At 62.3% G+C, this 20,762-nt stretch carries 17 protein-coding genes; 16 read left to right on the forward strand and 1 reads right to left on the reverse strand.

What is annotated here, in order from left to right; genetic code table 11:
* The first annotated feature begins 212 nt into the window (after window positions 1-212).
* From CDV44_RS03950 to CDV44_RS03985, 8 genes are all read left to right on the forward strand, one after another.
* Window positions 213-980 carry an SDR family NAD(P)-dependent oxidoreductase gene (locus CDV44_RS03950; protein ID WP_087686751.1) on the forward strand — a complete coding sequence of 256 codons (768 nt, stop codon included), beginning with the start codon at window positions 213-215 and terminating at the stop codon, window positions 978-980.
* Between the two features lie 2 nt (window positions 981-982).
* Entirely contained in the window at window positions 983-2,620 is a 1,638-nt protein-coding gene (gene treF / locus CDV44_RS03955; RefSeq protein WP_249277399.1) for an alpha,alpha-trehalase TreF, read from the forward strand.
* A gap of 200 nt (window positions 2,621-2,820) precedes the next feature.
* A complete protein-coding gene (locus CDV44_RS03960) occupies window positions 2,821-3,582 on the forward strand; it encodes a FadR/GntR family transcriptional regulator (protein WP_087686753.1) in 762 nt (253 codons plus the stop codon).
* Window positions 3,583-3,776: 194 nt separating this feature from the next.
* Window positions 3,777-4,922, forward strand: a complete 1,146-nt coding sequence (carA, locus tag CDV44_RS03965; RefSeq protein ID WP_087686754.1) for a glutamine-hydrolyzing carbamoyl-phosphate synthase small subunit — start codon at window positions 3,777-3,779, stop codon at window positions 4,920-4,922.
* Between the two features lie 30 nt (window positions 4,923-4,952).
* Window positions 4,953-5,621, forward strand: a complete 669-nt coding sequence (leuE, locus tag CDV44_RS03970) for a leucine efflux protein LeuE (protein ID WP_087686755.1) — start codon at window positions 4,953-4,955, stop codon at window positions 5,619-5,621.
* 18 nt (window positions 5,622-5,639) lie between these two features.
* Entirely contained in the window at window positions 5,640-8,888 is a 3,249-nt protein-coding gene (gene carB / locus CDV44_RS03975) for a carbamoyl-phosphate synthase large subunit (protein WP_087686756.1), read from the forward strand.
* Between the two features lie 298 nt (window positions 8,889-9,186).
* Complete coding sequence (gene greA / locus CDV44_RS03980) at window positions 9,187-9,663, forward strand: transcription elongation factor GreA (RefSeq protein ID WP_087686757.1); 477 nt, start codon at window positions 9,187-9,189, stop codon at window positions 9,661-9,663.
* Window positions 9,647-10,174 (forward strand): DUF4149 domain-containing protein, encoded by a 528-nt coding sequence (locus CDV44_RS03985; protein WP_087686758.1) that lies wholly within the window; start codon window positions 9,647-9,649, stop codon window positions 10,172-10,174. Before greA ends, CDV44_RS03985 begins: the two co-directional genes overlap by 17 nt.
* 181 nt (window positions 10,175-10,355) lie before the next feature.
* Here the strand turns inward: CDV44_RS03985 and CDV44_RS03990 are convergent, their stop codons facing one another.
* On the reverse strand, window positions 10,356-10,856 hold the full coding sequence (locus tag CDV44_RS03990) for a YhbY family RNA-binding protein (protein ID WP_087686759.1): 501 nt from the start codon (window positions 10,854-10,856) through the stop codon (window positions 10,356-10,358).
* Window positions 10,857-11,004: 148 nt separating this feature from the next.
* Here CDV44_RS03990 and CDV44_RS03995 point away from each other — a divergent pair, with 148 nt between their 5' ends.
* From CDV44_RS03995 to pstB, 8 genes are all read left to right on the forward strand, one after another.
* The gene (locus CDV44_RS03995; RefSeq protein WP_087686760.1) at window positions 11,005-11,655 is read left to right on the forward strand and encodes an RlmE family RNA methyltransferase; all 651 of its coding nucleotides are present in this window, start codon (window positions 11,005-11,007) and stop codon (window positions 11,653-11,655) included.
* Between the two features lie 119 nt (window positions 11,656-11,774).
* Window positions 11,775-13,649: an ATP-dependent zinc metalloprotease FtsH gene (ftsH, locus tag CDV44_RS04000; protein WP_087686761.1), complete on the forward strand. Its 1,875-nt coding sequence runs from the start codon at window positions 11,775-11,777 to the stop codon at window positions 13,647-13,649.
* Between the two features lie 254 nt (window positions 13,650-13,903).
* Window positions 13,904-14,827, forward strand: a complete 924-nt coding sequence (folP, locus tag CDV44_RS04005) for a dihydropteroate synthase (RefSeq protein ID WP_371328724.1) — start codon at window positions 13,904-13,906, stop codon at window positions 14,825-14,827.
* A 246-nt stretch (window positions 14,828-15,073) separates the two neighbouring features.
* The gene (gene glmM, locus CDV44_RS04010; RefSeq protein WP_087686762.1) at window positions 15,074-16,417 is read left to right on the forward strand and encodes a phosphoglucosamine mutase; all 1,344 of its coding nucleotides are present in this window, start codon (window positions 15,074-15,076) and stop codon (window positions 16,415-16,417) included.
* Window positions 16,418-16,865: 448 nt separating this feature from the next.
* On the forward strand, window positions 16,866-17,900 hold the full coding sequence (pstS, locus tag CDV44_RS04015; RefSeq protein ID WP_058377911.1) for a phosphate ABC transporter substrate-binding protein PstS: 1,035 nt from the start codon (window positions 16,866-16,868) through the stop codon (window positions 17,898-17,900).
* A gap of 137 nt (window positions 17,901-18,037) precedes the next feature.
* Window positions 18,038-19,018, forward strand: coding sequence for a phosphate ABC transporter permease PstC (gene pstC, locus CDV44_RS04020; protein WP_087686763.1), 981 nt, complete (start codon window positions 18,038-18,040; stop codon window positions 19,016-19,018).
* Window positions 19,019-19,915 (forward strand): phosphate ABC transporter permease PstA, encoded by an 897-nt coding sequence (pstA, locus tag CDV44_RS04025; protein ID WP_058377913.1) that lies wholly within the window; start codon window positions 19,019-19,021, stop codon window positions 19,913-19,915.
* Between the two features lie 59 nt (window positions 19,916-19,974).
* The gene (gene pstB, locus CDV44_RS04030; RefSeq protein WP_087686764.1) at window positions 19,975-20,757 is read left to right on the forward strand and encodes a phosphate ABC transporter ATP-binding protein PstB; all 783 of its coding nucleotides are present in this window, start codon (window positions 19,975-19,977) and stop codon (window positions 20,755-20,757) included.
* Window positions 20,758-20,762 lie beyond the last annotated feature (5 nt).

Below are 20,762 nucleotides of genomic sequence, written 5' to 3' on the forward strand. Positions count from 1 at the left end.
TGGTGTTATGGCGAATATTAGAAAGTCAATATGTGGCGGTCAAGGCGCACGCGCTGAGGGGATACCCTAGGGCCGTGTCCGGCCCGGGGTACGTGCGTTTCGCAGGCTGAACCCGCACGGTTTCTCGGGGATGACGGCCGGAACTTCGGTTTCCGGCATGGGGTCGCACTGGGTATCCCCAACAAGTCGCAAACACAGGTCAGGGAGACGCCATGCGAATGAAAGACACGGTGGTACTCGTCACGGGCAGCGCGCAAGGTATCGGGCGCGCCATCGCCATCCGGCTGGCACAGGAAGGCGCGCGCATCGTGGTGGAAGACCGGCAGGACAGCGCGATGGCAGAGCAGACGCTGGATGCTGTGCGCAAGGCCGGTAGCGATGGTTGCGTGATCGCCGGTGACGTGGGGCGCGTGGCGGATGTTCAGGCGGTCGTAGCGAAGGCGGTTGAGCAGATGGGGCGGCTGGACGTGCTGGTCAATAACGCCGGGGTGGAGCGTCGCGCCGCCTTTCTGGACGTGACGGAAGCCGACTACGACCTCGTGCTGGACATCAATCTGAAAGGCGCGTTCTTTCTGACGCAGGCGTTTGTTAAGCACCTGCGCGATACGAAGCGCGGCGGGCGCATCGTCAATGTCAGCTCGGTGCACGAAGAGTTGCCGTTTCCCCACTTCACCAGCTACTGCGCCAGTAAAGGCGGCATGAAGATGATGATGCGCAATCTCGCCATCGAACTCGCGCCGCTCGGCATTACGGTCAATAACGTCGCGCCCGGCGCGGTCGGCACGGCGATCAATCAGCAACTGCTCAAGAACAAGTCGGAACTCGACGCGCTGCTCGCCAACATTCCGCTGGGCCGTCTTGCCGATCCGAGTGAAGTGGCCAACGCCGTGCTGTTCCTCGCGTCGCCGGAAGCCAGTTACGTGACGGGGACGACGGTGTTCGTCGACGGCGGTCTGCTCTGGAATTATTCGGAGCAATGACCATGACCGACACCGCGCAACGCACGCTCTCGCAAGGGGGCATGACGCCGGAGGTCGCGCATGTCGCGCCGTCGGACGTGCTCACGCCGGCCGACCGGTATCAGGAGCTGTTCGTCGCCGTGCAGACGCAGCGCATCTTCCCTGATAGCAAGACGTTTGTGGACTGCGTGCCTAAGCTGGCGCCTGAGGAGGTTCTCCGGCGTTATCGCGATGACGCGGGCCGCCCGGGCTTCGATCTCTCGGCGTTCGTTTCCGGGCACTTCACGATGGAGCGCATTCCCGACAGCCACTATGTGTCGGACCCGGGGCAAGGGCTGGTCGCCCATATCGATGGCCTCTGGGATGTGCTGACCCGGCTGCCGCAAGCGCACCCGGCCGACAGTTCGCTGCTGCCGTTGCCGCAGTCCTACGTGGTGCCCGGCGGACGCTTTCACGAACTCTATTACTGGGACTCCTATTTCACGATGCTCGGCCTCGCCCAAAGCGGACGCCACGACCTGCTCGTGAATATGGCCGACAACTTCTCGTTTCTCATCGATACGTATGGTCACGTGCCGAACGGCAACCGTACGTACTACCTGAGCCGGTCGCAGCCCGCGATGTACGGTCTGATGATCGAGCTCTTCGAGTCGCACGGCGTGGCGCGTGCGGTCCGCTATTTGCCGCATCTGCTGCGTGAGCACGCCTACTGGATGGAGGGGGAGGAATCGCTCGCTGCCGGTGACGCGTTCCGTCATCTGGTGCGCCTGCCTGACGGCGCGCTGCTCAATCGCTATTGGGACGAGCGCGATACGCCGCGCGAGGAGGGCTATCTCGAAGACGTCAATACGGCGCTGCATGCCCCCGCGCGTAATGCGGGGGAGGTGTATCGCGATCTGCGCGCCGGGGCAGCGTCGGGCTGGGATTTCAGTTCGCGCTGGCTCGGCGACGCGAACGATCTCTCTACGATTCGCACGACGGCGATTCTGCCGGTCGATCTGAATAGCTTTCTCTTCGCAACGGAGCGGCAGATCGCACGACTGAGTGAAGCGGCCGGTGACGCGCAGCAAGCGCTGGCGTTTGCCGCGCGTGCCGAAGCGCGCCGACGTGCGATGACGCGCTTTCTCTGGAGTGACGACGACGGCGCGTTCATGGACTACGACTGGCAGCTCGGGGAGATTCGACGGCAATTGACGGCGGCGATCGCCGCGCCATTGTTTGTTGGCATGGCTTCGCGTGAAGAGGCCCATCGCACGGCACGCGCGATGGCCGATCGCCTGATCGCGGCGGGCGGGCTCCGCACTTCAGAGGCATCAATGCAAACCTCAAGCCTTCAGCAATGGGACCCGCCCAACGGCTGGGCGCCGCTGCAATGGATCGCCATTCATGGCCTGCGCAAGTACGGCGAGAATCGGCTGGCCACAGAGATCGCCCATCGCTGGCTGGCGACGGTCGGGGCGCTTTACACGCGGGAGAGCAAGCTAGTGGAAAAGTACTCGCTGCACACGAGCGACGCGATGTGCGCTTGTGGCGGCGGGGGCGGGGAGTATCCGTTGCAGGATGGCTTCGGCTGGACGAACGGCGTGGTGCGGCGCCTGCTCGGGGACCATCCGGAACATCATGCCCACATGGCACTGGCGCGCGGGCGGCCGCGAGGGTAACCAAGGGCGCAGGGTTGGTGGCGGCAGAGAGAGCGGTCGGGCAGGCCGGAGGCAGCCGGGAGGCAGGCGTGCAGCGGGCCCGGCAGGCGGCGCTTGCAGCCCATGGGAGGGCGCTGCATCCGCCGATATTTGGCGTCGTACAATGCGCCATACTGATCCGCGCGTATTTCGCGGAATTCCCGCACGACTTGTGAGGCCACATGAAGCATTCGGCACACGCCGTAACCGACGCTGCCGTCGCCATCATCCGCGAGCGCATTGAGCGTCAGGTCTATCCGACCGGCGCGATGTTGCCGTCGCAACGCCAACTCGCCGAAGAACTGTCGATCAGCCGCGCCTCGCTGCGCGAAGCCCTCTCGACGCTCGAAGCCCTCGGTATGGTCTCCATCCGCCCCGGCAAGGGCGTGTACGTGAGCGACGCGTCGGCCCGCGTCGGCGTGGCCTGGCGCTTCGCCGACCAGATTTCGCTCGCCGACACGTATCAACTTCGCTACGCGCTCGAAGGCTTCGCCGCCCGGCTGGCCGCCCACGCCGCCGGCGCCGACGAAATGGCATGGCTCACCGACAACGTCGACGAAATGAAGGCTGCCCTCATCGAAGGCGACGTGGATACGGCGGCGCAGCTCGATTTCGCGTTCCATCTGCGCATCGTCGGACTCGCCGGAAACGGCGCCATTGCCGACATCCTGCGCGGCAGCACCGAAATCGTCATGGAAAGCCAGCGCCTGCCGTTCTATCAGCGCGAACTCGTGCTTTCTACCTATCATGAACACATGGAGATCCTCGACGCCCTGCGACGCCGCGATGGCGCCGCCGCAGGGGCCGCGATGGAGCGCCATATCGTGCTGGCGGCCCAGCGGGCGGGCATTCACTTCCCTATCCCCTCTGCGTATTCGTCCGCCGGCGGCCTTGCCCCCAGGGAGAACGCAGAGCGTACTGGTACTCCACACGTTCAGCTTTGAGATGAAAGGGATTTGCGCTATACTTTGAGGGTTTTGGTCATTTAACCCTCACCCTAGCGCCTACCCGCCTGACATCTCGTCCGCAGTCCGAGCATCCGCTGTGCGCATATTCCGCGCAATTCCGGTGCCCGCGCTGATGTCATCGCGGCGGACGATGGGGCTGGCAGCCGGGGTGAACCCTTCAGGAGTTTCCCGTGCTGCCGTCATTCCCACCCGCTATTCTCGCGCTCGCTGACGGCACGGTCTTTCGTGGGTACGCCATTGGCGCTGCCGGTCACACCATCGGCGAAGTCGTGTTCAACACGGCCATCACCGGCTATCAGGAAATCCTCACCGACCCCAGCTATGCGCGCCAGATCGTCACGTTGACGTATCCGCACATCGGCAACACGGGCGTCAACAGTGAAGACGTCGAAGCCACGAAAGTCCATGCCGCCGGCCTGATCATCAAGGATCTTCCGATCCTCGAATCGAATTTCCGCGCCGACAAAACCCTGTCGCAATATCTGAAAGACGAAGGCGTCGTTGCCATCGCCGGTATCGACACGCGCCGACTCACCCGCATTCTGCGCGAGAAGGGTGCGCAGAACGGCTGCATCCTCGCCGGTGAAGAAGCCGACGAAGGCAAGGCCATCGCGCTCGCCCAGTCGTTCCCGGGTCTCGCCGGGATGGATCTCGCCAAGGTCGTCTCGACGACCGAGCGTTACTCCTGGACGCAGACGGAATGGCGTCTGGGCGAAGGCTACGGCGAGCAAAAAGACCCGCAGTTCCATGTGGTCGCCCTCGACTACGGCGTCAAGCGCAACATTTTGCGCATGCTCGCCGAGCGCGGCTGCAAGGTCACGGTGCTGCCGGCCCAAAGCACGGCTGACGACGTGTTCGCCCTGAACCCGGACGGCGTATTCCTCTCGAACGGCCCCGGCGATCCGGAACCGTGCGATTACGCCATCGCCGCCACGAAGACGTTCCTCGAGCGCCGCATCCCGACGTTCGGCATCTGCCTCGGCCACCAGATCATGGGCCTGGCCGTCGGTGCGAAGACCCTCAAGATGAAGACCGGCCACCACGGCGCGAACCATCCGGTGAAGGACTTGGCGTCGGGCCGCGTGGTGATCACCTCGCAGAACCACGGTTTCGCAGTCGACGCAAACAGCCTGCCGGACAACGCACGCGTCTCGCACGTGTCGCTGTTCGATGGCACGCTGCAAGGCTTCGAACTGACGGACCGCCCGGCATTCTGCTTCCAGGGTCACCCGGAAGCCTCGCCGGGCCCGCACGACATCGGCTATCTGTTCGACCGCTTCGTGCAGTCGATGGCCGACGCGAAACAAGCCGCCTGAGCGCGACGAACGGATCAGGAAACACGCACCATGCTCGGAAACTCACTCGGCATCGTCAACCTCTGGACCTATCTGGCCGGGGTGGTGGTGGTCATTCTGCTGCCGGGGCCGAATTCGATCTATGTCCTCTCGGTCGCCGCCCAGCGCGGCGTTCGGCAAGGCTACGCGGGCGCCTGCGGGGTGTTCCTCGGTGACACGATCCTGATGGCCCTCGCGGCCGCCGGCGTCGCGTCGCTGCTGCACGCCCAGCCGGCACTGTTCTTCGTGGTGAAGTACTTCGGCGCCGCTTACCTGTTCTGGATGGGCTTCAACATGCTGCGCGGCGCGGTGAAGAACATCCGTGCTGCGCGCGAGAACCCCGCAGCACCGGCGTTGCCGCCGAAGCAGGTGGATGCCGACCGGCCGTTCCGGCGGGCACTGGTTATCAGCCTGTTCAATCCGAAGGCGATCCTGTTCTGCGTGTCGTTTTTCATCCAGTTTGTCGATCCGGGCTACGCCTGGCCGGCGCTGTCCTTTGCAGTGCTGGGCGTGATCGTGCAGACCTGTAGTTTCCTGTACCTGAGCACGCTGATCCTGGCCGGTTCCCGTCTGGCCGAGCACTTCCGGCGACGTCGCCGGTTGAGCGCCGGGGCGACCGGCGGCGTGGGCGCGCTGTTCGTCGGCTTCGGTGTGAAGCTCGCGACCGCGACGCTGAGTTAAATTTTTGTTGAGAACGTTATGCCAAAGCGCACAGACATCAAGAGCATCCTCATCATCGGCGCCGGCCCGATCATCATCGGTCAGGCATGCGAGTTCGATTATTCCGGCGCACAGGCCTGCAAGGCGCTGCGCGAGGAAGGCTACAAGGTCATCCTGATCAACAGCAACCCGGCGACGATCATGACCGACCCGGATACGGCCGATGTGACCTACATCGAACCGATCACCTGGGAAGTCGTCGAGCGCATCATCGCCAAGGAGCGCCCGGATGCCATTCTGCCGACCATGGGCGGCCAGACCGCGCTGAACTGCGCGCTCGATCTGCACAAGCATGGCGTGCTCGACAAGTACAAGGTCGAGCTGATCGGCGCCTCGCCGGAAGCCATCGACAAGGCTGAAGACCGTCTGAAGTTCAAGGACGCGATGACCAAGATCGGTCTCGGTTCGGCCAAGTCGGGCATCGCCCACTCGATGGAAGACGCGCTCGCCGTGCAAGCGCAGATCACCGCCGAGATCGGTGGCAGCGGCTACCCGATGGTGATTCGCCCGTCGTTCACGCTGGGCGGCTCGGGTGGCGGTATTGCCTACAACCGTGAAGAATTCGAAGAGATCTGCAAGCGCGGTCTCGACCTCTCGCCCACGCGCGAACTGCTCATCGAAGAGTCGCTGCTCGGCTGGAAGGAATACGAGATGGAAGTCGTGCGCGACCGCGCCGACAACTGCATCATCGTTTGCTCGATCGAAAACCTCGACCCGATGGGCGTGCACACCGGTGACTCGATCACGGTTGCACCGGCCCAGACGCTGACCGACAAGGAATACCAGCTGCTGCGTAACGCATCGCTGGCAGTGCTGCGCGAAATCGGCGTGGAGACGGGCGGCTCGAACGTCCAGTTCTCGATCAACCCGAAGGACGGCCGTATGGTCGTCATCGAAATGAACCCGCGTGTGTCGCGCTCGTCGGCCCTCGCATCGAAAGCCACCGGCTTCCCGATCGCCAAGATCGCCGCCAAGCTGGCGGTCGGCTACACGCTCGATGAACTGCGTAACGACATCACGGGCGGCGCCACGCCGGCCTCGTTCGAACCGACGATCGACTACGTCGTGACGAAGGTGCCGCGTTTCGCGTTCGAGAAATTCCGTGAAGCCGATGCCCGCCTGACGACGCAGATGAAGTCGGTCGGCGAAGTGATGGCGATTGGCCGTACCTTCCAGGAATCGTTCCAGAAGGCCATGCGCGGTCTGGAAGTCGGCGTGGACGGTCTGGACGAAAAGTCGACCGACCGCGACGAGATCGTGGCCGAAATCGGCGAGCCGGGCCCGGACCGTATCTGGTACGTCGGCGACGCATTCCGTCTGGGCATGAGCCTCGAAGAGGTGTACGCCGAGACCGCGATCGACCCGTGGTTCCTCGCGCAACTCGAAGCCATCATCAAGAAGGAAAAGGCACTCGGCGGCCGTACGCTCGAGAGCCTGACGACCGAAGAACTGCGCTTCCTGAAGCAAAGCGGCTTCTCGGATCGCCGTCTGGCCAAGCTGCTCGGCACCGACCAGACCGCCGTTCGCAAGGCGCGTATCGCCCAGAACGTGCGTCCGGTCTACAAGCGCGTGGACACCTGTGCGGCCGAATTCGCGACCAACACCGCTTACATGTACTCGACCTACGAGGAAGAGTGCGAAGCCCAGCCGACCAACAAGAAGAAGGTCATGGTGCTCGGCGGCGGCCCGAACCGTATCGGTCAGGGTATCGAGTTCGACTACTGCTGCGTGCACGCCGCGCTGGCGTTGCGCGACGATGGTTACGAAACCATCATGGTCAACTGCAACCCGGAAACGGTGTCGACGGACTATGACACGTCGGATCGTCTGTACTTCGAGCCGGTGACGCTCGAAGACGTGCTCGAAATCGTCGACCTCGAAAAGCCGGTCGGCGTGATCGTGCAGTACGGCGGTCAGACCCCGCTCAAGCTCGCGCTCGATCTCGAAGCGAACGGTGTGCCCATCGTCGGCACCAGCCCCGACATGATCGACGCGGCCGAAGACCGCGAGCGCTTCCAGAAGCTGCTGCACGATCTGGGCCTGCGTCAGCCGCCGAACCGCACTGCTCGTGCGGAAGACGAAGCGCTCAAGCTGGCTGCCGAGATCGGCTACCCGCTGGTGGTGCGCCCGTCGTATGTGCTGGGTGGCCGCGCGATGGAAATCGTCCACGAGCCGCGTGACCTCGAGCGCTACATGCGCGAGGCCGTCAAGGTGAGCCACGACAGCCCGGTGCTGCTCGACCGCTTCCTCGACGACGCTATCGAATGCGACGTCGACTGCATCTCCGACGGCACGGACGTCTACATCGGCGGCGTGATGGAGCACATCGAACAAGCCGGCGTGCACTCCGGTGACTCGGCTTGCTCGCTGCCGCCGTACTCGCTGTCGGCCGAAACGGTCGCTGAACTCAAGCGTCAAACGGCCGCGATGGCCCACGCGCTGAACGTGGTCGGCCTGATGAACGTGCAGTTCGCGATTCAGCAGGGCAACGGCGTCGACACGATCTACGTGCTCGAAGTAAACCCGCGTGCCTCGCGTACGGTGCCGTACGTCTCGAAGGCGACCGGCCGCCAACTGGCCAAGATCGCCGCGCGTGCGATGGTCGGCCAGACGCTCAAGGAACAACGTGTGACGAGCGAAGTCTCGCCGCCGTACTTCAGCGTGAAGGAAGCCGTGTTCCCGTTCGTGAAGTTCCCGGGCGTCGACCCGGTGCTTGGGCCGGAAATGCGCTCGACGGGTGAAGTGATGGGCGTGGGCCGCACGTTCGGCGAAGCGCTCTTCAAGTCGCAACTGGCCGCGGGCTCGCGTCTGCCGGCCTCGGGCACGGTGCTGCTCACGGTGAAGGATGCGGACAAGCCGCGCGCCGTCGAAGTTGCCCGCATGCTGCACGCGCTCGGCTACCCGATCGTGGCAACACGCGGTACGGCTGCCGCGATCGAAGCCGCCGGTATCCCGGTGCGTGTGGTCAACAAGGTGAAGGACGGCCGTCCGCACATTGTCGACATGATCAAGAACGGCGAGATCGCGCTGGTGTTCACCACGGTGGACGAAACCCGCACGGCCATTGCCGATTCGCGCTCGATCCGTATGTCGGCGCAGGCGCACAAGGTCACGTATTACACGACGATCTCGGGTGCTCGTGCTGCCGTGGAAGGCCTGAAGTACTTGCAGAATCTGGAGGTCTACGACCTGCAAAGCCTGCACGCGCTGCTGCCGGCCCAGGCCTGATCGGGGCAAGGTAACAGGGCGGATCTCCGGCGCGGTTCACGCTGCGCCGGGGGAAGTCGCAAAAATGGCGCGTAGACCGGGGAACCCATCCCCGGCCTACGCGCCAAATGCATTATGTGGTGCGGATTGCCGCGCGATTCGTCACCTGTCGAACTTCGACGCGTGACTGGATTGGCAGCTACGGCAACTCTGCTACACTAACGCCATATAGGTGTCACAGCCGCGGTCAAGCGGCGTTCGCAAAAAGTGCGAATGCGGCTTTGCTGCGGCAATTTTTTTGTCTTTCGGAACAACGCGCATGAGTACCATTCCTCTGACCAAGCGGGGCGCCGAGCTGCTCAAGGATGAGCTGCACCGCCTGAAGACCATCGAACGTCCGGCTGTGATCATTGCGATCTCGGAAGCCCGTGCGCAAGGCGATCTGTCGGAAAATGCCGAATACGACGCCGCCAAGGAAAAACAGGGTTTCATCGAAGGCCGCATTCAGGACCTCGAATCGAAGCTGTCTGCCGCGCAGATCATCGATCCGGCGGCGCTTGATGCCGAAGGCCGTGTGGTCTTCGCCGCAACGGTCGAACTCGAAGATCTCGATAACGGCGGCACGGTGCTGTATCAAATCGTCGGCGACGACGAAGCCGACATCGACCACGGCAAGATTTCGGTGAGTTCGCCGATCGCGCGTGCGCTCATTGGCAAGCATGCAGGCGACGTGGCCGAAGTGCAGGCCCCGAGCGGCGTGCGTGAGTACGAGATCATCGATGTCCGCTACGTCTGATATGACGACCGGCGTGGCGACGGCCGGCGGAGCACCGCGACTGGAACGACTGTTCCGGTTGGTGGCGACCGTCTGGTGCGGCAGCCAATGGGCGATCGGCTACATTGTCGCGCCCACGCTGTTCGCCGTGCTTGAGTCACGCATGGTGGCCGGTACGGTGGCAGGTCGACTGTTTCACACGCAGGCGTGGCTGAGTCTCGTTTGCGGTGTGTTGCTGGTCTGGCTGGCCACTGCCCTCGTGGCGCGCACGGCCGACGAACAAGCCGCGCGCCGTTATCGCGGCCTGCGTTGGCTGGCGGTAGCGATGATGGTCTGTGTGCTGGTCAGCTCGTTTGCGTTGCAGCCGTTTATGGCGCAATTGCGGGCGGCGGCCGAAGCCACGGGCGTCGAGATCGGGCAATCGCCGTATGCAGCACGTTTCGGCATGCTGCATGGTATTTCCAGTGTCATCTATCTGTTGCAAAGCTTGCTGGGTGTGGTGCTGATCTGGCGCCAACCGGTGCGCGGCTAAATGCCGCAGGCGGCGAGAGCGGGCAATCCAGTCGATTGACCGTGGTCGTTGCCCAATAAAAAACGCGCCCGACATTGTGCGGGCGCGTTGTCTTAGGAGCGGTCGGAATCGTGAGAACGAACCACCGTCCCGGTCAGACGCGAAGCGGGCTGAAATCCGCTTCGATCCGGAATGGTCCGGATCAGTCGTTGCGTTGACGCTTGACGCTCGTCTGACGTTTCTTGGCTTTCTTGACGATACCACCAGCCGTCATGCGCTCGTTACCGCGCACGGTCATCTTCTTGACGGCGGGGCGTCGGCCGGAGTGCGGGCTGTTCTTGACGACCGTCACGGTGCGCGGTGCGCGACCCTTGACGGTGGTGCCGCTACCGCCGGAGCGTGCGCGCACCGGGGTTTCATCTTCGTCCGGGGTCGGGCGATACACCACGAGCAGTTTGCCGATGTGTTGCACCGGCGCTGCACCGAGTTGGTCGCAAATGGTTTCGTAAATGGCGATGCGTGCGTCGCGTTCGTCACCGAAGACACGTACCTTGATCAGTTCGTGGGCCTTCAGGGCGCCGTCGATTTCCTTGAGCACCGCTGGCGTCAAGCCGTCGGCGCCGATCAGAACGACAGGGTTCAGCGCATGGGCGGCGGAGCGCAGGTCGGCGCGTTGCGCCGGGGTCAGGGTCAAAGCAGACATAGAAGACAGACGAGAGACAAACGAGACAAACGAAGAGGAATGCGCCTGGGAGCGATCACCGGAGCACCTGCCACTGGCAAGTCCGACTCAGCATTTTGGGCGCGCAAGGGCGTATTATCCTGCAAATTCGCAGTGTTTTTGAAGAATTATGGCAAAAAACCGTTTCAGCCACGCCTGGCTGCACGATCACATCAACGATCCCTACGTCAAAATGGCGCAGCGAGAGGGCTATCGGGCCCGCGCAGCGTACAAGCTTAAGGAAATCGATGAACAGGACCGGCTGATCAAGCCGGGCCACGTGATTGTCGACCTTGGCGCAACCCCTGGCAGCTGGAGCCAGTACGCCCGCAACAAGCTCGCAGCAGGTAAGCGGGCCGACGGCGGTATCGACGGCACGATCGTCGCGCTGGACATCCTCCCGATGGAGCCGATTGCCGATGTGACCTTCCTGCAAGGCGATTTCCGCGAGGACAGCGTGCTCGAACAGCTCGAAGAAATCGTCGGGGGCCGGAAAGTGGACCTTGTACTTTCCGACATGGCCCCCAATTTGTCAGGTGTCGCGGTGGCAGATGCGGCGCGGATCGAGCATCTTTGTGATCTGGCGCTGGATTTCTCTCAACGGCACTTGAAACCGGAAGGGGCGTTACTGGTCAAATGTTTCCACGGCAGCGGCTATAGCCAGATTGTCGAAAAATTCAAACGCCAGTTCAAAACCGTGGCGCCGCGCAAGCCCAAGGCGTCTCGCGACAAATCTTCCGAAACTTTCATTCTGGGTCGGGGTTTGAAAAATCCGGCTTGATGCCCGTCAAACCAGCGCTCTGGCGCTATGGTGGCGGTAAAGAATCACTATGGCGGTGCGCCTGCGAGTGGATTAGAATGAATTCCTGGCGCGAAGCGATTTCATGAAGGAGCAACGCTTTGAACAATAATATGTTTTCCAAAGCGGCGGTGTGGTTAGTCATCGCGCTGGTCTTGTTTACTGTTTTTAAACAGTTCGACAAGCCGCACGTCCAGGAGGGCGTGACGTACTCCCAGTTCATGGACGATGCCAAGAACGGCAAGATCAAGAACGTGATAGTGCAAGGGCGTAGCCTTCAGGTGACGCCGAGCGACGGCCAGAAATACACCATCGTGTCGCCGGGCGACATCTGGATGGTGGGCGATCTCATGAAGTACGGCGTGCAAGTCTCGGGTAAAGCCGACGACGAGCCGAACGTGCTCATGTCCGCACTGTATTACCTCGGACCAACGCTGCTGATCATCGGCTTCTGGTTCTTCATGATGCGACAGATGCAGGGCGGCGGTAAGGGCGGTGCCTTCTCCTTCGGCAAATCCCGCGCGCGTCTCATCGATGAAAACGCCAATCCGGTCACATTTGCGGACGTCGCCGGTTGCGACGAAGCCAAATATGAAGTCGGCGAACTGGTCGACTTCCTGAAAGATCCTCAGAAATTCCAGAAGTTGGGCGGTCGTATTCCGCGCGGCGTGCTGCTGGTCGGCCCGCCGGGGACCGGTAAGACGTTGCTCGCGCGCGCCATTGCCGGCGAAGCGAAGGTGCCGTTCTTCAGCATTTCCGGTTCGGACTTCGTTGAAATGTTCGTCGGCGTGGGCGCTGCCCGTGTCCGCGACATGTTTGAAAACGCCAAGAAGCAGTCGCCGTGTATCGTGTTCATCGACGAAATCGACGCGGTCGGCCGTCATCGTGGCGCTGGTATGGGCGGCGGTAACGACGAACGCGAACAGACGTTGAACCAGATGCTCGTTGAAATGGACGGCTTCGAAGCCAACTCGGGCGTCATCGTGATTGCCGCGACGAACCGTTCGGACGTGCTGGACAAGGCGTTGCTGCGTCCGGGCCGTTTCGACCGTCAGGTCTACGTCGGTCTGCCGGATATCCGCGGCCGTGAGCAGATTCTGAAGGTGCACCTGCGCAAGGTGCCGATCTCGAACGACGTCGACGCTTCGGTGATCGCACGTGGCACGCCGGGCATGTCGGGCGCCGATCTGGCCAACCTCGTGAACGAAGCCGCGCTGTTTGCCGCGCGCCGTAACAAGCGCATCGTCGAGATGCTTGATTTCGAAGACGCGAAGGACAAGATTTTCATGGGTCCGGAGCGCAAGTCGGCTGTCATGCGCGACGAAGAGCGCAGGGCAACGGCTTACCACGAGTCGGGTCACGCAGTGGTGGCGATGTCGCTGCCGGGCGCCGATCCGGTGCACAAGGTGACGATCATTCCGCGCGGCTGGGCGCTGGGCGTGACGATGCAGCTGCCGGAGCACGACAAGTACTCGGAGTATCGCGACACGATGCTCGTGCAGATCGCCATGCTGTTCGGCGGTCGTGCAGCGGAAGAAGTGTTCCTGAACAAGATGTCGACGGGCGCTTCGAACGACTTCGAGCGCGCCACCAAGCTGGCTCGCGACATGGTGACCCGTTACGGTATGTCTGACGCCCTGGGCCCGATGGTCTACGTCGACACCGAGCAGGACTCGATGTTTGGCCGGATGTCGGCCAAGTCGGTCTCGGAAGCCACGCAGCAGAAGGTCGACGCGGAAGTTCGCCGCATTCTGGACGAACAATACGCACTGGCCCGCAAACTGCTGGAAGACAACCGCGATAAGGTCGAAACGATGACCCAAGCCCTGATGGACTGGGAAACGATCGACGCGGAACAGGTCAAGGACATCATGGAAGGGCGCCCGCCGCGTCCCCCGAAGAATGGTCCGTCGAGCGGTGGTGCATCGGGTGGCAATCCGCCGCTCAAGCCGAGCAACACGCCGGCAACCGTCTGAGACGGTCGCCATTCGGCGAGTTGACCGATAGCAGTTCAGGAAGTACCCAGCAAAAAGGCCGGCAAATTGCCGGCCTTTTTGCTTTGGCACCCGCGGCGATCGTCTGATGAAGTGTCTGAAGACTTGTCCGATGAAGGGATGTCAGGAATTCTGAAATTCCGTGTTACCGAGTGTTTCCGTGGTCGATACACGAAGTGAATCCGGTAACATTACGGCCATACACGATAAGGTCCTACAGAGCCAAGAGTTTCCGAATGTCCACCGAGCCGCTGACATCTTCCGTTCCCCCGTCCGACGACATGACGTTCGCCGTCGCCGGTGACACTACGCCGCCCGCGAAGCCCGACACGCTGGCCCTGGGGCCGCGATTTCGACTCGATGCGCGGCGTGTGCATGTCATGGGCATTCTCAATGTCACGCCCGACTCGTTCTCTGACGGCGGCAAGTTTGCCGGCCGTGACGCAGCACTGCGGCATGCCGAGCAGTTGATTGCCGAGGGTGTGGACATTCTCGATATCGGCGGAGAGTCCACACGTCCGGGCGCCGAGGCGTTGCCGGAAGCCGCCGAGCTTGACCGTGTCGTCCCGATTGTGGAGGCCCTGCGTGACTGCGGCGTGCCGCTCTCTGTCGACACGTACAAGCCCGGTGTGATGCGCGCGGTGCTGGCCGCCGGTGCGGACATGATCAACGACATCTGGGGTTTCCAGAAGCCGGGTGCCGTCGACGCCGTACGCGATAGCGAAGCGGCGCTGTGCATCATGCACATGCTGCACGACCCGAAAACCATGCAGGATGCACCGATCTACACCGACGTCGTGACCGAAGTGGCGGCCTTTCTCGACGGTCGAGTCGACGCCATGATGTCCGCAGGTGTTGCGCCGGAACGTCTGTATCTCGATCCGGGATTCGGTTTCGGCAAGAATCTTGCGCATAATCTCGCCTTGCTCAAGCACCTGCGGGTGCTCTCTCGCGACGGCTTGCCCCTGTTGGTCGGCATGTCGCGCAAGCGCATGCTGGGTGAGATCACCGGCCGTGAGACCCCGATGGAGCGTCAGGTGGCGAGCGTGGCCGCCGCGATGTGCGCCGCCGATCGCGGCGCAGCAATCGTGCGTGTTCACGATGTGGCGGAAACCGTCGACGCGCTTAAGGTGTGGCACGCCGTACGCGACGCCGAGTAATATCGCGGACCGGCTGGATCCGTCGCCGGCGAGCGGTTGGCGAATGCGGCCCGCAAACGGCAGCGGCGGTCCGCAAACGGCAAGCGGCAGGGGCGAGGGGACGTGACTGGGACGTCTTTGGTCAAAAATGTCAGCTAGCGCAAACCTCGCCCGACGACGAAAATCGTACACAACGAAAGCAATAGGAACGAAGCGCGCGGCAGGGCCTTCCACGGTCGTGACGCGCCAACAGGGAATGACGCAACGATGAAACGACGCTATTTTGGCACCGACGGGATTCGCGGTACGGTGGGCGAGGGGCCCATTACGCCGGAGTTCGTGCTTCGATTGGGGTATGCCGCAGGCCGCGTGCTGGCCGGCAACCAGTTACTGGGCCGCCCCACTGTGCTGATCGGCAAGGACACGCGTGTTTCGGGCTATATGCTGGAAGCGGCACTGGAAGCGGGCTTTGCTGCCGCGGGCGTCGACACGATGATGGCCGGTCCGATGCCCACGCCGGCTGTGGCTTATCTCACCCGCGCGTTGCGTCTCGCCGCCGGTGTGGTAATCAGTGCTTCGCACAATCCGTATCACGACAACGGCATCAAGTTCTTCTCGGCAAACGGCAACAAGCTGCCGGACGAGACCGAGCTGCAAATCGAGGCCGAACTCGACAACCCGATGAGCTGCGTGCGCTCCGAGCAACTGGGCAAGGCCCGTCGACTGGACGACGCCGCCGGACGTTACATCGAATTCTGCAAGAGCACGTTCCCGAACGAGTTCGACTTGCGCGGTGTGAAGATCGTGGTCGATTGTGCAAACGGTGCGGCCTATCACATCGCCCCGCACGTGTTCCACGAACTGGGCGCGGAAGTCATTGCCATCGGCAATCAGCCGAATGGCTTCAACATCAATGAAGACTGCGGCGCAACCTCGCCCGACGCGCTCATGCGCGCGGTGCGTGCCAATCATGCCGATATCGGTGTCGCGCTGGACGGCGACGCGGACCGTGTGCAGATCGTCGACGGCGCTGGCCGCCTTTATAACGGCGACGAGTTGCTCTATCTGCTCGTCAAGGACCGTCTGGAGCACGGCACTGTGCCGGGGGCCGTGGGTACGTTGATGACGAACATGGCTGTGGAAGTGGCGCTGAAGGGCCTTGGCGTGCCGTTCGTGCGGGCCAAAGTCGGTGATCGCTACGTGCTTGAGCAACTCTATAAGCACGGCTGGCAGATCGGCGCGGAAGGCTCGGGTCACATTCTGTGCCTCGACAAGCACACGACCGGCGACGGTATCGTCTCGGCATTGCAAGTTCTCGCCGCCATTCGCCGCGCCGACAACAAACCGCTGGCGAAGCTGCTCGAAGGCGTACGCCTGTTCCCGCAGCACATGATCAACGTGCGTACGCCGGTCGGCTACGACTGGACGGCCGATACGCGTCTGGCCGCCGAGCGCGATGCCATCGAGGCAAAGCTGGGCGACTCGGGGCGCGTATTGATTCGCGCATCGGGCACCGAGCCGGTGTTGCGTGTGATGGTCGAAGCCCGCGACGAGTCGCAAGCGACGTCGTTCGCTCAGCATCTGGCCAATGTCGTGAAGGGTGCGGCTTAAATCCGAAATCTTCCGCTGAACGGCGAGCTCTCGCGGTTCCTGAACACAGCGTGATTGTCACCGTCATCGTCATCGGCACCGGATATCGGCGCCGATGACGGCAGCGGCAGCACCAACCTTCCCATGCCGGGAATGTTCCCCCTCACTGTCACATTTGTGACAGCCTGCCGTCCGTCGTAAGATCAATTCCGACAGTGTCACGGTAATGACACACTCCCTCCATCCCCTCGTAAATCGCGATACATCGTCTTAGGAAAGCTCCGAAAGCCGCGCCGATATTGGGTTTCACGAAAATGCCATCGACACCGCGCACTGTGTCGAATGTGACATTCCCGGGGCGGCGAGATGACAGTCAGATGGTGAATATCCGGAAATGACACATGATTGTCACATTCGGACTCTATTCTTCGAGCCATCCACACGCTGTACACACCACTCGGAGAAATCCATGAAGCTGATGAAGACTGCGATTGCCGGCCTGGCTGGCGCACTGTTCGCCGCTGGCGCAATTGCGGGCGAGATTACCGGCGCCGGCAGCACGTTCGCGGCCCCTATCTACACGAAGTGGGCCGATTCGTACCAGAAGGCGACCTCGAACAAGGTCAACTATCAAGGTATCGGTTCCTCGGGCGGCATCAAGCAAATTCAAGCCAAGACCGTCGATTTCGCCGGTTCTGACGCCCCGCTGACGGACGAAGAGCTGGCCAAGCAAGGCCTGTTCCAGTTCCCGACGGTGGTTGGCGGCATCGTGCCGGTGATCAACGTTCCGGGCGTGAAGCCGGGCGAGCTGGTGCTGTCGGGTGAACTGCTCGGCGACATCTACCTGGGCAAGATCAAGAAGTGGAACGACCCGGCCATCGCCAAGTTGAACCCGAAGGTCAAGCTGCCGGATACCGACATCGCCGTGGTTCGCCGCGCCGACGGTTCGGGCACGAGCTTCGTGTTCACGAACTACCTGTCGAAGGTCAACGCCGAATGGAAGAGCAAGGTTGGCGAAGGCACGACGGTGAACTGGCCGACGGGTACGGGCGGTAAGGGCAACGACGGCGTCGCCGCCTTCGTGCAACGTCTGCCGGGCGCTATCGGCTACGTGGAATCGGCTTACGCCAAGCAGAACAAGCTGACGTACACGGCCCTGACCAACGCCGCTGGCAAGGTTGTCGAGCCGAACGCCGAAACGTTCAAGACGGCTGCCGGTCACGCCGAATGGTCGAAGACGTTCTACCAGATCCTGACGAACGAGCCGGGCGAAAAGTCGTGGCCGATCGTGGCTGCCACGTTCGTTCTGCTGCACCAGAAGGCTGACGCCGGCAAGGAAGCGCAAAGCGCCGAAGTGCTGAAGTTCTTCGACTGGTCGTTCAAGAACGGCAACCAGACCGCGACGGAACTGGACTACATTCCGCTGCCGGAAGATGTCCTGAAGCAAATCCGCGCCGGCTGGAAGGCAAAGGTGGCCGATTCGGCCAACAAGGCTGGCATCTAAGACGCCTGCCCGGCACCGTGCCACGCTTTGCGGCGTAGCGCGGTGCTCCAGACCTGCTTTATCCGCGCCGCCCGCGCCGCCGCCTGATGGTTGATCCGGCAACGGCTGGCGGCGCGTCTCACGAAAGAGACGACATCATGGCAGAAGCCACCAGCCCCCTCGCAACGCCGGGCGCCGCTACGCAGCGGGCTCCGTCTTCCGCTGGCGACATCCTTTTCGCACTGATCGCCCGCGCCGCCGCCGTTATCACGCTGCTCCTGCTGGGCGGAATCATCGTGTCGCTCATCGTGAGCGCACTGCCGTCCATCCAGAAGTTCGGCTTCGCGTTCCTGTGGACGAAAGAATGGGATCCCCCTGCTGAACAGTTCGGGGCACTGGTGCCGATCTACGGCACGATCGTGACGTCGATCATCGCGCTTCTTATCGCTGTGCCGGTCAGCTTCGGCATTGCGCTGTTTCTCACTGAACTCTCGCCCGTATGGCTGCGTCGCCCGCTGGGCACCGCCATCGAGCTGCTGGCCGCTATTCCGAGCATCGTCTACGGGATGTGGGGTCTGCTGGTTTTCGCTCCGATCTTCAGCCAGTACTTCCAGAAGCCGCTGCAAGGCCTGCTTGGCAACGTGCCGGTGATCGGCGCGTTGTTTCAGGGCCCGCCGCTGGGCATCGGTATCCTGCCGGCCGGCGTGATCCTCGCGATCATGATCATTCCGTACGTCGCCTCGGTCATGCGCGACGTGTTCGAAGTGACGCCCGTGCTGCTCAAGGAATCGGCCTACGGTATCGGCTGCACCACGTGGGAAGTGATGTGGCGCGTGGTGCTGCCCTTCACGAAGACGGGTGTCATCGGCGGCGTCATGCTCGGTCTGGGCCGCGCGCTCGGCGAGACCATGGCCGTCACGTTCGTGATCGGTAACACGAACCTGCTCGATAACGTTTCGCTGTACTCGCCGGGGAACAGCATTACCTCGGCACTCGCCAACGAATTCGCCGAAGCCGGCCCGGGTCTGCATACCGCGGCCTTGATGGAACTCGGCCTGATTTTGTTCTTCATCACCTTTGTGGTGCTGGCGCTGTCCAAGCTCATGCTGCTGCGCCTCGAAAAGGGCGAAGGTAAATAAATGACCCAACAAGCGCTCGAATTGGAAACGCCCGACGTGAAGCCTACCGACGCCTTTACCCGCGTGCGGCTGCAAGCCTACCGCCGCCGCAAAAACGTCTTCGCGATCGCGATGTCGCTCGCGGCGATGGCCTTCGGCCTGCTCTGGCTGCTGTGGATTCTCTACACCACGCTCTCGCTGGGCATCGGCGGCCTGTCGCTGTCGCTGTTCACCGAAATGACGCCGCCGCCGAATACGGCGGGCGGGGGTCTTGCCAACGCCATCGCCGGCAGCCTGATCATGGTCGGCGTGGCTACGCTGATCGGCACGCCGCTGGGCATTCTGGCCGGTGTGTATCTGGCGGAATACGGCCAGAAGTCGTGGCTGGCAAGCATCACGCGCTTCATCAACGACATTCTGCTGTCGGCGCCGTCGATCGTGATCGGCTTGTTCGTCTACGCTCTGGTGGTCGCGCAGATGGGTCACTTCTCGGCATGGGCCGGCATCATCGCGCTCGCGCTGCTGCAAGTGCCGATCGTGATTCGCACGACCGAGAACATGCTCAAGCTGGTGCCGAACAACCTGCGTGAAGCGGCCTTCGCACTGGGTACGCCGAAGTGGCGCATTATCGTGAAGATCACGTTGAAGGCGTCGATGGCCGGTATCGTGACGGGCGTGTTGCTGGCCGTGGCGCGTATCGCCGGCGAGACTGCACCGCTGCTGTTCACGGCGCTCTCGAATCAGTTCTGGTCGCTGAACCTGAACCAGCCGATGGCCAACCTGCCGGTCACCATCTTCAAATTTGCCATGAGCCCGTTTGCGGAGTGGCAGGCGCTTGCCTGGGCAGGCGTGTTCATCATCACCCTTGGTGTGCTGTTCCTGAACATTCTGGCGCGCACGCTGTTCGCGAAGAAGTAACCGAACGCGACAACAAACGACGCGACGACATAACGCATACCTGACGGCTGAGACAGACCATGACGAATCCGACACAAGAAATCAAGCTGCCCTCGAAGATCGAAGTCAAGAACCTGAACTTCTTCTACGAGAAATACCACGCGCTCAAGAACATCAACCTGCGCATTCCCGACCGCAAGGTCACGGCCTTCATCGGCCCGTCGGGTTGCGGCAAGTCCACGCTGCTGCGCACGTTCAACAAGATGTACGCCCTGTATCCGGAGCAACGCGCCGAGGGCGAAATCAACATGGACGGCGAAAACCTGCTGACGTCGAAGCAGGACATCGCGCTGCTGCGCGCCAAGGTCGGCATGGTGTTCCAGAAGCCGACGCCGTTCCCGATGTCGATTTACGACAACATCTCGTTCGGCGTGCGCCTGTTCGAGAAGCTCTCGCGCTCGGAAATGGACGATCGCGTGGAGTGGGCGCTGACCAAGGCGGCGCTGTGGAGCGAAGTCAAAGACAAGCTGCAACAGTCGGGCTACGGCCTGTCGGGCGGTCAGCAACAGCGTCTGTGCATTGCGCGCGGTATCGCGATTCGCCCCGAAGTGCTGCTGCTCGACGAGCCGTGCTCGGCGCTCGACCCGATTTCCACGGGCCGCATCGAAGAGCTGATTGCCGAACTCAAGGATGACTACACCGTGGTGATCGTCACGCACAACATGCAGCAGGCGGCACGTTGTTCGGACTACACGGCTTACATGTATCTGGGCGAACTGATCGAATTCGGCGAAACCGAGAAGATCTTCATCAAGCCGGACCGTAAAGAAACCGAAGACTACATCACCGGCCGTTTTGGTTGATCCCC

Source organism: Pandoraea sp. PE-S2R-1 (genome assembly GCF_002179865.1).
In the GTDB taxonomy this organism is placed as follows: Bacteria; Pseudomonadota; Gammaproteobacteria; order Burkholderiales; family Burkholderiaceae; genus Pandoraea.

What these genes read in the sequence shown, in the direction of transcription:
- treF (WP_249277399.1), top strand. Translation starts at nt 983, where the DNA reads ATGACCGACACCGCGCAACGCACGCTCTCGCAAGGGGGCATGACGCCG.
- CDV44_RS03985 (WP_087686758.1), top strand. Translation starts at nt 9,647, where the DNA reads ATGTCCGCTACGTCTGATATGACGACCGGCGTGGCGACGGCCGGCGGA.
- pstS (WP_058377911.1), top strand. Translation starts at nt 16,866, where the DNA reads ATGAAGCTGATGAAGACTGCGATTGCCGGCCTGGCTGGCGCACTGTTC.
- folP (WP_371328724.1), top strand. Translation starts at nt 13,904, where the DNA reads ATGTCCACCGAGCCGCTGACATCTTCCGTTCCCCCGTCCGACGACATG.
- CDV44_RS03950 (WP_087686751.1), top strand. Translation starts at nt 213, where the DNA reads ATGCGAATGAAAGACACGGTGGTACTCGTCACGGGCAGCGCGCAAGGT.
- glmM (WP_087686762.1), top strand. Translation starts at nt 15,074, where the DNA reads ATGAAACGACGCTATTTTGGCACCGACGGGATTCGCGGTACGGTGGGC.
- greA (WP_087686757.1), top strand. Translation starts at nt 9,187, where the DNA reads ATGAGTACCATTCCTCTGACCAAGCGGGGCGCCGAGCTGCTCAAGGAT.
- leuE (WP_087686755.1), top strand. Translation starts at nt 4,953, where the DNA reads ATGCTCGGAAACTCACTCGGCATCGTCAACCTCTGGACCTATCTGGCC.
- pstA (WP_058377913.1), top strand. Translation starts at nt 19,019, where the DNA reads ATGACCCAACAAGCGCTCGAATTGGAAACGCCCGACGTGAAGCCTACC.
- pstB (WP_087686764.1), top strand. Translation starts at nt 19,975, where the DNA reads ATGACGAATCCGACACAAGAAATCAAGCTGCCCTCGAAGATCGAAGTC.
- CDV44_RS03990 (WP_087686759.1), bottom strand. Translation starts at nt 10,856, where the DNA reads ATGTCTGCTTTGACCCTGACCCCGGCGCAACGCGCCGACCTGCGCTCC.
- CDV44_RS03995 (WP_087686760.1), top strand. Translation starts at nt 11,005, where the DNA reads ATGGCAAAAAACCGTTTCAGCCACGCCTGGCTGCACGATCACATCAAC.
- pstC (WP_087686763.1), top strand. Translation starts at nt 18,038, where the DNA reads ATGGCAGAAGCCACCAGCCCCCTCGCAACGCCGGGCGCCGCTACGCAG.
- carB (WP_087686756.1), top strand. Translation starts at nt 5,640, where the DNA reads ATGCCAAAGCGCACAGACATCAAGAGCATCCTCATCATCGGCGCCGGC.
- CDV44_RS03960 (WP_087686753.1), top strand. Translation starts at nt 2,821, where the DNA reads ATGAAGCATTCGGCACACGCCGTAACCGACGCTGCCGTCGCCATCATC.